Here is a 10,961-nt window from a genome sequence, read left to right as displayed (position 1 = left end):
GCAATCCCGTACCAAATCCGACGTGTTGTCGGGTCTGCCGCGAGGTCTTGGCTAAATTTTGGGAATTTTGTTGCCATAGGTCCTCTGATATCCTGCTGATCTTAATCCGAGCTAATGTTAAGTACCGGAAATCGATTTATAGCATACAGCGAAAGTATTATGTCTCGTTCCCTTTGTCGAGGGAAGGAGAACCCGAGTAAGCCAGATTTGCCGCCTCTATGGGACTATTGATAACCGACTCCAGTCTGGTTTTTTAACCTCGTTTGGAGTGGGTGAACGTTGATCCTGTCCCGGTTGATCACGAGAGGGCATTGATACCCTGAGTTGAGGAAGTTGGGTTTAACCTGTTCTCCGCTGTGGGTACAATGCCAGAAAATGGATGAGGAATGGAAGTCAAAACTATCAGTGAAAAACTGAGTTTCTGATCCGCTGCCCTATTCTGTAGGGAGAGTGTAGTTACCTAAGCAGATACCAGGGCATTGATCCGCTGTTATTCGGATCCTTCCCAAGGCGGCAAATTTGGTAATTGTCGTGTAGTTTAGCAAAATTTGCGATCGCCTTGAAGCCCTTTTGCCCCTATCAACCCAACTTTTGAGGGGGACCAATGGCCGCCTCGAAAAAAAGCCCCGGTTTTAAGGGAGCCTGTACCCATCTAAAATACTGATACCGTAAGGCTTAGAAACCGGCAGAACTGACGCAATCTTTAACACTAAACCCTAAATACCCTAAATAATGTAAAGGCGATTCGCTTTCTCGCCTCTACATTATTTAGAAATGTTATTTCGATTTTATAGAGGGAGTAAGTCCTGTTTGGGAAGCCGATCGCATCGCAAGACTGGACCCAAATCCCCCCAGTTGGATTGATAGCTATCCCTAGAAACTGTCATGGATGCTGTCCGACCCACCCCCTAGGGGCAAACGGCGTTTACCCCGCCTAAACCGGCGAGTCAATTAGCCCAGGGTGATCCTGCGGGCGGGGGCCCGAGGTGGGCCAGAAGAAGCGGCGGTCTTCAGTGGCAATGGGGCGATCGTTGATGCTGGCTTCGCGGCGGCGCATCAGGCCCTGGTCGTCAAACTCCCAGTTTTCGTTGCCGTAGGCCCGGTACCACTGGCCTGCGTCGTCGTGCCACTCGTACTGAAAGCGCACAGCGATGCGGTTGTCGCCGTAGGCCCACACCTCTTTAACTAAGCGGTAGTCGAGTTCTTTATCCCACTTCCGGCGCAGAAAGGCGCGAATAGCGTCCCGGCCCTGAAAGATTTCGGCCCGGTTGCGCCAGTGGCTGTCTTCAGTGTAGGCCAGGGCCACGCGGTCGGGGTCGCGGCTGTTCCAGGCGTCTTCGGCCATGCGGGCCTTTGCGATCGCAGTCTCTAGGGTAAAGGGGGGGACGATGGGGGCTACCACTTTTTGTAGGGCAGGAATTTGCCGTTCATGATCACCTTGACGCGATCGCCTTTCGGATCTTCTTCTTTCTCAATGTCGAGGGTGAAGTCGATGGCGCTCATGATGCCGTCGCCAAATTTCTCGTGCACCACGGCTTTGATGGGCATACCGTAGACCTGCATGATCTCGTAGAAGCGGTAAATCAGCGGGTCGGTGGGGATTACGGGGTCTAGGCCACCTTTGACCGGGCACTCGGTCAGAACCTCAATCAGGGAAGCGTCGGCTCCAAGGGCTTCAATGATTTTGGTGGCTTCTTCCACCGAGGCGCTGGCCTGACGATAGAAGACGGAGGCGATCCAGACTTCGTCGCAGCCGACTTTGGCTTCGAGGTCGGCAAAGCTCAGGCCAGCGGCTTTTTTGGCGGCCAGCAGCTTTTCCGTGATTGGGGGAACGGTCATGGTTAGATCCTCTTGAGTACGTCTAAGACAAAGTTGTGATGCGGTTAGGGTGAGCACTACCCACCTACATCCTTCGCGGTTGACTAAGTAAGGGTTATAGGCAAAACAGATAGAAAAATATTTTTGCCTATCTACTTCGTATCCCTTCGCGCTTCGATGAATGGGAAAGCTGTTCTTCGGATCCTCCCCAAGGAGGCAAATTTGGTAATTGTGGTGTAGTTTAACAAAATTTGCGATCGCCTTGAAGCCCTTTTGCCCCCTCAACCCAACTTTTCAGGGGGGACCGATCGCCGCCCTTAAAAAAGCCCCCGTTTTCACGGAGGCTTGACTGTACAAAGACGCTACTTCTGACCCGGTTAGAACCCCGGTTTTTTCAAGTATTCTGGGCCCGCTAACAACCCATCGGAGGCCCAAACCCGGTTAATAACCTTTTGGAGAGGGCGATCGCACCGGAAAGCTGGACCCCACATCCCCCAGGGTGATTGATACCTATCCCTAGAAACTGTTATGGATGCTTTGCAGACCTCGAATGTAACGCCAGCCAGGATTCTGCATGGGTAAGGGTCCCTTGCCAGAGTTCATACCCGCGCGCATTCAGATGTAATCCATCGGTCGTTAATTCCAACTGCAAGTTTCCGGCGCGATCGCTAAACTGCTCATACAAATCCAGATAACTCGCCCCTTCTTCCTGGGCGATCGCCGCCAATTGTTGATTAATCCACTCAATTTGCCGATTGGGAATCTGGGCTAACCGCGTCGGCAAAATCGATTGTAAAACCACCTGAGCACCGGGATGGTCCTGACGGAGGCGACGCAAAATCTGTCGATGATTCTCCAAAATTTCATCCACCCCCATCCCCTGGCGTAAATCATTAATCCCCGCCAAAATATAAATCGTATCCGGTCGCGTTCCCTGCAAAGCCGACAATCGACTCAGGATGCCTCGGGAGGTATCCCCAGAAATCCCCTGATTCAACCAGATCCGACCCTCCGGAAGTCGGTCCTGGGGAAACCACATACTAATCGAGTCCCCCAACAACACCGCTAACCGATTAGAACCCTGTCCTTTCGCCACCGCTTGCGCTTCTTGTTCTAGCAAGGCTTTCCATTGCTCATAAGTCGGCTGTTCCCAGGCATTCGCCCACAAGGATCCATAACTCTCACAGGGAATTCGGGTATAAGTCTGTCCCGCCTGCAATGCCGCTAATCGTTGTTGATACAGTTGCGGTCCCGACTGGGGTCGAAAGGATGGAGTTTGGACATAAGCAACCCGTTCCGATGCAGTTTCAGCTTTGGGAAGGGCTGCGTTTGACGAGGCGATCGCCCCCTCAGACTGTCCCACAAATTCAGCCGGATAACTCTCAAACAGTTGATCACCCAACCCCAAGGGTAATACCCTGCCCACTGAACTAAATTCCGGCCCACTCATTTCTACCGTGGGAAGTATATCGGCCCTGGCAATGAATTCCCATTCCTGGGTGTTGATTCTCGGTACAGTTTGTTCTGGGGGCTTAGGCTGGTTCGGCATTACCTCAGAAATTGAGGTCTTCATCTGAGTTAACAAACCGATCGCCAGCAATAATGGATCGCTCATCCCACGTCACTCCTTCACAGACACCTTTAAATTTCCCAAGCGGAATCGATCCAGTCAGGACAACCGTACACCCATTTTGAGACTTTGGATGCGGTGATTTGCTGTGGTGTGAAGGCCGTTCCTTGTCCCAACCTGCGAATCCACACTGAGGGATTACCGAGGGATTGCCCATGCAAGAAGCGATCGCATTGAGTCCTCTGTACGGGTCCAAATCTTAATCTCTTAGGGTATTCCAACAAATAAAATCTTCTATCAGAGATCCCCCCAACCGATTGGCGTTCTTAAGGGGGGCTTGAATAATTCGGCATTACTTCTAATGCAGAACTTTTTTATGGAAATCTCTTACCAGAATTTTGACCGTTATCATCTCCTCTCCTATGGAGTCAATCCAATAAAAATTAAGTGACAAAACCAGGAATTTATAACCCCTTGCATGAAAGCTATAAAAAAGGCGGTATCTGAAGATAACCGGCCTCATCAAAACTATTCATTTTTAGGCTTTACCCGTTGGGTTTGGCATTAGACCTCTTGCAAAAAAAGGATTGATCCTCCCAACCCCCCTTAAGAAGGGGGGCTTTAAAGAATTTTGCCAGAAGTCTATTGAGTAATGGGGATAACCCTAGGATTTTATTCCTGTTGCTGATAGTATTGCAAAACCTCTTGAGTATAGTCAGAAATACTTTCACTGTTATATTGCTCAGGGTCTCCAGCCATCCACCAAGCCGCCGCCCGACGGACCGCTAAAGATTCATCATTGCCACTGGCTTCATACTCCTCCTTGAGGATATCGCTCATCACACAAGCTAAAACTTCTCTAGCTTGCGCTTCATTGGCTTCAAATTCCGCCGGAGTCAGTTCCTGATCAATACAGAGTCTCGACCACCGGGGAATATTATCCGGTTTAATTTGCCAATCGCTATAGAGTCCGTCATCTTCCATTCCTGTATCTGGTGCAGCCAGTCGCAATGCCTCCACCAGAGAAGCAACTTTGGCCTCCGTAATTTGCGCCATCACCGGCATAGCAACTAGGAGAGAAGTGGTCAAGAATCCGCCTAGAATTAGGCTGAATTTTCGAGTTATCTTTGAGGGTTTCAGCAAATTCATAATGGTCTATACACGCTAAATTTCAAATGAGATATTGCTCGTGAATTGGGTTATTGGGAAAACTTTAAATCAGGATTTTTTTCAAGACTGGTTATAGGTATAAACGAAGGGCTATCGGGATTCACTCATCCAAAAGATAGATAATTAATAAATTTTTATCTGAATAAGAAAAATTTATTGATATTCCGGCTCTTGTTTAAGAAATTTCTATGAAAAATTGCCCCAGGACTCCCCGGACTATCTACCCAATCGGTGGCAATGCGCCCCATCACAATGCGCAACTTGCCCAGATCCTTAAGCGGATGGATAAGGCAGTACCTTTTTGGGGGCGTTATTGAAGTTGAATCGGATGATATGCAGTAGTCTAAGTGAGGGGAGAGGGCGATCGCGATGCTGGAAATGCAGCGACTTCCTCATCAGGCTTAAAATAAAGTCCTAAAGAACCCCACCCTTGATTTCGTAGAGACAAATGGGCAGCAACTTGATGTTTGCAAAAGGACTGAGGGTCAGAAGTTTGATAACAAGAACATCCATCGGGTTTGATCTCGTTGATATTTCCATTCAGGGGATTCCAAACAAGGATTTGATTCCCCAGTAACTTAACTTGTAATTCTTCGATCGCCGCTTGATTTTGCCGTTCCAAATAATCGAATACCTCGCGATCGGGAAGGGTGTAGAGGGTTTCCCCCTGCTGGACTGTTAGGCGATACTCACTGATGCTAATCCCGGTAATAGATTCCCCCAGGCGATCGCGAATCCCCAACAAGCTTAACAGCGACTGAATCAAATACTTCCGGGCAATGAAGGTGCAGCCTCTCCCGTAGGGTGTCCGATAGACAATATAGGGCGTATTCGTCCGCTTAACGATGCCCAAGCGTTCTATCTGGATCGGACAAGAGACGATCGCTTTGTCCAAAGATTGTTTTCCCCGCTGCGGTAACCGTTTTGAAGTGGGTTTACTCAGGGTCAGTTCCAGCCGACTATAATTTTCGAGGGCGGGGGGTTGCGGATAGGTCTTGTTCATGGTATAATCTCTTAGTGATTCAATCCCTTAGTGATTCAATCCTTTATTCAATTGAATTCAATTGAATTGATTGATTGCCTTGATGACTCTTGCTACTTCTTGTAATGGTAAGGGTCCCTATTACGGGTTCTGGTACTGGTCTTGATACTGATACGGGACTTGTAGTAGTCCGGGTACGTTGATTCACTGATTATTGTTTTTCCGTTTTAACCTTCGATTAGTTAGTTGCTAATCGAGAGTGATTCGGGTCATTTGGTTTAAAAAGCGCGGTACTACTTGGTCGTGGGCATCGCGCTTTTTTATTGCTTGCTTCTACCTTAATTTTATTGGCAAAAAAACCTAAAGTCAAGAAGATTCGGATTTTTTGAGGTTGGCTTGGTCCGCCAGGGCTTGTAAAAGTTCCTCTACCAAGGGCATCTTCTCATCCGGAATCACCTTGAGGATATGGGCCGCTTTTACTTTGGGGATAGGGAAGTAGAAACGCTCTCCTTGTCCGGTAGCTGGGCGTCCGCCTTTGTTCTTGTTCATCGAGTTCCGTTCAGAACGTCACGTTTATTGTTCAGTAAAAGTAGGGGCAATTCCGTTGTAGGCAATTTCTTCCTAATGTTGAATCATCAGGTTTTCCAGGAAGGCGAATGTCTAAATTGCTCTCCCGTTCCCGGGAAAGATCCATCACCCCTATTTAATTTTAACTTAAACTTAATGAGGTTTATACCCTAGGAGGGGTAGTTACCCCTCCTGCAACATCCGTGGATTCCGCCACTGGATCAAGCGCTTGTCTCTTAAGTAGTGTACTCCGCGTTGATCTTCACATAATCATAACTAAGGTCACATCCCCAGGCAGTTCCAGTTCCGGACCCGTTGCCAATTTGAACCTGCATGAGGACCGTATCCTCTTTCAAATAGGCACCGGCAGCCGATTGTTTTAAATAGGCACTGGCGGCAGGGCGATCGAACGCTAAAGGTTGACCATTTTCCATCAACAAAAACTCACCGAGTTGGATTCGGAGGTTATCTTGGTCAAAGGATACCCCGGCACGTCCGGCAGCGGCAGCAATTCGCCCCCAGTTCGGGTCCCGTCCAAAGACGGCAGATTTAACTAAGCTCGATCCGACAATGGTTTTGGCAACCCGACGCGCTGCGGCGTCATCCGGTGCGCCGGTGACTTGGACTTCGATCAGGCAGGTGGCTCCTTCTCCATCTCGGGCGATCGCCTTCGCCAGATGTTGACAAACCGCCGTTAATCCCGCCTCTAATTTTTCCGCCTCCGGACCCATTTCTGTAATCGCCGGGGTGCGAGATTGTCCATTGGCTAAGGCAATCAGAGTATCGTTCGTGCTGGTATCTCCATCCACCGTAATTTGATTAAAACTGCGATCGGCTGCCCGTTTGAGCATATCGTGCCACAGATGGGAAGAAACGGTTGCATCGCAGGTGACAAAGGCAAGCATGGTTGCCATGTTCGGATGAATCATCCCCGAACCCTTGCAAATCCCCCCGATGCGCACGGGACGTCCCTCAAAGGTGGTTTCTAAGGCGATGGTTTTGGGGACTAAATCCGTGGTGCAAATCGCTTTGGCGGCTGCATCATTGCCTTCGGTGGAGGAAGCGGCTACAAGGGTGGGAATCCCACTCCGCAAGGCATCCATCCGAATCCGTTGACCGATTACCCCAGTGGAAGCAATCAGGACGGAATTAGGGGAAATTGAGAGTTCTCGCGCTAACAAGTCGGCACTTTCGAGGGTATCCGCCAACCCCTGCTCTCCAGTGGCGGCGTTGGCTTGTCCGGCGTTACATAAGATAGCGCGGGCACTGGCTTTTTCCTCAAGGCGTTGGCGACAGTAGTCTACACAGGCGGCACGAACAACGGAGGTTGTGAACACTCCAGCGGCGATCGCCTCTACATCGGACCAAATCAATGCCAAATCCGGTGCTCCTGACGGTTTTAACCCAGCGGCAATCCCTGCCGCACGATATCCTTTTGGAGCCGTCACCCCTCCGGTTATTTCTTGCCAGTCTGCCATAGTTGTTTCCTTGAAAAGTGGCCTATTTGACAGGGGATTATACCAAGATGCGGCTCTTTGAAGGGTCCGGGTTTGACAACATTGGGATGGGGAGTGGGGGGATGGGGGGGATGGGGAGGATGGGGGAGATGGGGAGGATGGGGGGGATGGGGAGGATGCTTATAAGGGTCAGTTTTTTGCATTCATAGTGATTTGCCTACCTATTAACGGTACTTCCGGTCCCCTCCCCTTGGCAAGGGGAGGGTTAGGGTGGGGTCCTCTTGACGTGCTTACGCACGTCAAGAGGAATAGATGGGTGGAGGGTCTTGGTGAAGTGGATTAAGCGGCTTCAGGTTTCCCCAGCTTCCATACAGGCGCTTATGTCCCTAAGAGTGGGTGAAGTGGCTTCAGCCACTTCAAGAGGACCCCACCCTAACCCTCCCCTTGGCAAGGGGAGGGGACCGGAGAATGTGAAAAGCTTACTCTTTTAAGCATCCCCATCTCCCGTCTCTCCCCCATCTCCCCCATCTCCCCCATCTCCCCCATCCTCCCCATCTCCCAATCCCCACTCCATCAACCGTTGAGCTTTTGCTCAACCAATTGGTTGGTCAATTTGGGGTCCGCACGTCCTCCGCTGAGTTTCATGACTTGACCCACAAAGAAGCCTTTGAGCTTGGTTTTGCCGTTGCGGTAGGATTCGACTTCTTTGGGATTGGCGGCGATCGCCTCGTCAATCATTTTTTCCAAGGCGGAAGTATCGCTGATTTGAATTAATCCCTTGCTTTCTACCAGTTCCTTGGGTGACCCACCTTGGGTCAGCAATTCGGGTAAAATATCTTTGGCAATTTTACCGCTGATGGTCCCCGATGTAATTAAGCCTGTGAGTTCGGCTAGGGCGACTGGAGTTAAGGCAATCTCGGTAATATTCAGCTTTTCAGTTTTTAGATAGCCGGTAATATCCCCTTGAATCCAGTTCGCTGCTTGTTTGGCATCTCCACCAGCAGCGAGGGTGGCTTCAAAATATTCCGCTACGGCACGATCATCGGTGATTACCCTCGCATCGTAAGGGGATAAGCCGATTTCGGTTTCGTAACGATCGCGTTTTTGGGCGGGAAGTTCGGGGAGTTCGGATTTCCACTGTTCCAGTTGGCTGGATGGGACTTCAATCGGTCCTAAATCCGGTTCGGGGAAGTAGCGATAATCGCTAGATCCTTCTTTACTCCGCATACTGATGGTACGTTGGCTGCCTTCTTCCCAGAGGCGGGTTTCTTGGTAGATGGGTTCGCCGTTGGTGATGGCTTCGATTTGGCGCTCAATTTCATACTCGATCGCCCGTTGGATGGCGCTAAACGAGTTCATGTTTTTAATTTCGACTTTGACGCCGAATTCTTCTTGTCCCACGGGACGCACGGAAATATTCACGTCACAGCGCAGGGAGCCTTCTTGCATATTCCCATCGCTGACGCCGAGATAGCGCACGATCCGTTGCAGTTCTTGAGCATATTCTGCCGCTTCTTGTCCCGATCGCAAATCCGGTTCACTGACGATTTCAATCAAGGGAATCCCGGTGCGGTTGTAGTCTACCAGGGAGTAGGTGGAACCTGAAAGGCGATCGCTTCCGGCATGGACGAGTTTTCCCGCATCTTCTTCCATGTGCAGACGGGTAATTCCGATCCGCTTGCGGGTAGCATTTCCTTGTTCGTCTACCAGTTCGATTTCCAGCCAACCATGTTCGGCGATCGGCAAATCATACTGAGAAATTTGATAATTTTTCGGTAAATCAGGATAAAAATACTGCTTTCGGTCAAATTTGCTGTAAGGCGCAATCTCGCAGTTGAGGGCCAGTCCTGCTTTTACGGCGTATTCGAGGACTTTTTGATTCAGAACTGGCAACACCCCAGGCAACCCCATACAGACTGGATCGATGTTGGCATTGGGTGGCGCACCAAATGCCGTAGAGGAATTGGAGAAAATCTTGGTTTTGGTACTGAGCTGACAATGGGTTTCTAGTCCGATTATCGCTTCGTACTTCGTTGTTACGGGTGCAGCTATCGTCATGAAGGTTTAAATAAGCGACTATGCAATAGTACCGTTCTTATTTTAGCCTTCCTGACGCCTCCTGTTGGAATCGCACCGGGGAATCATCCAGAATTCACCGGCTCACTTTCTCCTATTAAACTCTCAAATTGCCAATTGTATATAAACTACCTTAACTTTAAAAATCAGTAAAGTTAAGGGAGTATAAATCGAGGGAAGAAATGATTGAATCACTGACAATTTGATCAAACTGTGAGATAATAGCGCCAGCTTCCCCTAAATCCTGGAAAGGGAAAGGATAATCTGGACAGAACTAGACGGCGAAATAACCTACAGCTTCAAAACAGGCGTTTAAACTCCGACTTTAGGGCAGCATTCAGACCCCTCAACCGGGAGAGGGTGAATGGGAGTCGGTTAAGCCATTGTAAATATTTACGAAGGTTTTGCCAGGAAACTGGTTTATTGGTACTCCAATTTTGCTTGAATTGGAGTATCAGCTAAACAGATGGGAATTGATAACCCTGAAGTCGCTGACGAAGAAAATAGTCAAGAACAGGCTGATCAATTTGAGGTCTGAGGGATTGGCACTCAACCCAAAACTGTGTTTCCCGGTGATGGTCAAATGGCTCTTAAAGCGGTAAGATTTGATTGATCAAACCTAATTCACAAAATAACGAGGTGTTTCTATGAATGAACTCAGTCGCGATGAAATGAGAGAACGGCTGGGCAATATTGACCAGATTCGCGAGATTATTGTCGGGTCACAGATCCGGGACTATAATCATCGATTTGAGCAAATTGAGGCCAACTTGATTTTGTTACAAAAAGAGTTTCGCGATCGCATAGAGGAAGTCAAACATTTCTCAGCTACCGAAATGCGAGGAGCAGTAGAGGCAGTGGAGAAAAAAATTAAAAGCGTGAGTTTAAACACGCAAGAAGATTTGACTGACGTGCGGCAACAGCTTGAACGGACCAAAGCCAAAATTTCTCATACCATTGAATCTCTGGATGAATCGTTGGATAAGCAAACCAAATCCATTCGAGAACAAATCATGGAAATTCAACAAACCCATCAAGAAAATATTCACACCTTGCGAGAGCGAGTGTTTGAAGAAGTCGAACGGCGCTTTTCTAACTTAAAAGAAGGAAAAATCGCCCGGGATGATATGGCAGAAATTTTATTTGAAATTGGGATGAGGCTCAAAGGAACTGAGTTTGCACCGGAACTGCGAGAAGCTGCCGAAACTAAGATTACAACGGATCTTCTCTTACCGGATCACCGCAATGGAGATTAAATAACGTCGATTAAAATCAGGGCCGATCAGCGGGGTTTTTAGAGACCCAAGAACCGACAGATGAA

The 10,961-nt window shown here is 48.9% G+C and carries 9 protein-coding genes; 1 reads left to right on the top strand and 8 read right to left on the bottom strand.

Annotation, left to right across the window (positions count from 1 at the left end):
• Nucleotides 1-934: 934 nt before the first annotated feature.
• The 8 genes from NG796_RS20225 to gatB all read right to left on the bottom strand — a co-directional run bounded on the left by NG796_RS20225 (nucleotide 935) and on the right by gatB (nucleotide 9,622).
• Nucleotides 935-1,402: a nuclear transport factor 2 family protein gene (locus NG796_RS20225; RefSeq protein ID WP_261208781.1), complete on the bottom strand. Its 468-nt coding sequence runs from the start codon at nucleotides 1,400-1,402 to the stop codon at nucleotides 935-937.
• On the bottom strand, nucleotides 1,396-1,839 hold the full coding sequence (gene cynS / locus NG796_RS20220; RefSeq protein WP_261208780.1) for a cyanase: 444 nt from the start codon (nucleotides 1,837-1,839) through the stop codon (nucleotides 1,396-1,398). The genes NG796_RS20225 and cynS overlap by 7 nt, the downstream gene beginning before the upstream one ends.
• Nucleotides 1,840-2,344: 505 nt before the next feature.
• Nucleotides 2,345-3,433 (bottom strand): SGNH/GDSL hydrolase family protein, encoded by a 1,089-nt coding sequence (locus tag NG796_RS20215; protein WP_261208779.1) that lies wholly within the window; start codon nucleotides 3,431-3,433, stop codon nucleotides 2,345-2,347.
• Nucleotides 3,434-4,060: 627 nt separating this feature from the next.
• The gene (locus NG796_RS20210) at nucleotides 4,061-4,477 is read right to left on the bottom strand and encodes a hypothetical protein (protein ID WP_261208778.1); all 417 of its coding nucleotides are present in this window, start codon (nucleotides 4,475-4,477) and stop codon (nucleotides 4,061-4,063) included.
• A gap of 424 nt (nucleotides 4,478-4,901) precedes the next feature.
• Nucleotides 4,902-5,561, bottom strand: a complete 660-nt coding sequence (locus NG796_RS20205) for a hypothetical protein (protein WP_261208777.1) — start codon at nucleotides 5,559-5,561, stop codon at nucleotides 4,902-4,904.
• Between the two features lie 345 nt (nucleotides 5,562-5,906).
• Nucleotides 5,907-6,089, bottom strand: a complete 183-nt coding sequence (locus NG796_RS20200) for a hypothetical protein (protein WP_261201211.1) — start codon at nucleotides 6,087-6,089, stop codon at nucleotides 5,907-5,909.
• Nucleotides 6,090-6,343: 254 nt separating this feature from the next.
• Nucleotides 6,344-7,585 carry a bifunctional ornithine acetyltransferase/N-acetylglutamate synthase gene (argJ, locus tag NG796_RS20195; RefSeq protein ID WP_261208776.1) on the bottom strand — a complete coding sequence of 414 codons (1,242 nt, stop codon included), beginning with the start codon at nucleotides 7,583-7,585 and terminating at the stop codon, nucleotides 6,344-6,346.
• 552 nt (nucleotides 7,586-8,137) lie between these two features.
• Entirely contained in the window at nucleotides 8,138-9,622 is a 1,485-nt protein-coding gene (gene gatB, locus NG796_RS20190) for an Asp-tRNA(Asn)/Glu-tRNA(Gln) amidotransferase subunit GatB (protein ID WP_261208771.1), read from the bottom strand.
• A gap of 665 nt (nucleotides 9,623-10,287) precedes the next feature.
• Between gatB and NG796_RS20185 the strand changes: the two genes are divergently transcribed.
• Entirely contained in the window at nucleotides 10,288-10,896 is a 609-nt protein-coding gene (locus NG796_RS20185; RefSeq protein ID WP_261208768.1) for a hypothetical protein, read from the top strand.
• The last annotated feature ends 65 nt before the right edge of the window (nucleotides 10,897-10,961 follow it).

Origin of the sequence: Laspinema sp. D2d, assembly GCF_025370755.1 — a bacterium.
In the GTDB taxonomy this organism is placed as follows: domain Bacteria; phylum Cyanobacteriota; class Cyanobacteriia; order Cyanobacteriales; family Laspinemataceae; genus Laspinema.
This window is presented reverse-complemented; position numbering and strand designations above follow the sequence as displayed.